The 481-nt window shown below is 39.1% G+C and carries 1 protein-coding gene; it reads right to left on the reverse strand.

Translation table 11 applies throughout. From position 1 onward, the window contains the following. Positions 1-411, reverse strand: a 411-nt coding sequence (locus SK086_RS13610; protein WP_456151913.1) for an HYR-like domain-containing protein, incomplete at its 3' end; no start/stop codon positions are given. Positions 412-481 lie beyond the last annotated feature (70 nt).

Genomic DNA, 481 nt, shown 5'->3' on the forward strand with positions numbered 1-481 from the left:
ATTGATAGTTTGAGATACTGAAGAAGTATTTCCACAAGCATCAACGAAAGTCCAAGTTCTGGTTACTACGAATGAGTTAGCACAGTCACCTTGAGCGATTGCGTCAACACCTTGAGCAGTGATTGTATTAGAACAATTATCAGTAGCAGTTAATGCTACCATAGCAGGAATTTCGCTTGTACAAGCTACTGTTACCGTGGCCGGAGCTTCAGGCGCTACAGGATTTTGAGTATCGTTGATTGTAAATGTACCAGTTGTTGTAGCTACATTACCACATGCATCAGTTGCAGTAAATACAACAGTTACAGCAGCAGAACAATCATTAGACATTGTATTGAAATTATTAGTCCAAGTTACATTAGAACAGTTGTCTGATGCCGATGCACCACCATTGGATTGTAACCAATTCATTAATGCTGATTGGTTTCCATGGCCATCACATTCAACAACTATATTAGAAGCTTGAGTATTTATTACAGGC

The sequence above is a fragment of the Flavobacterium cheonhonense genome (assembly GCF_035671315.1).
Taxonomy (GTDB): Bacteria; Bacteroidota; Bacteroidia; order Flavobacteriales; family Flavobacteriaceae; genus Flavobacterium; species Flavobacterium cheonhonense.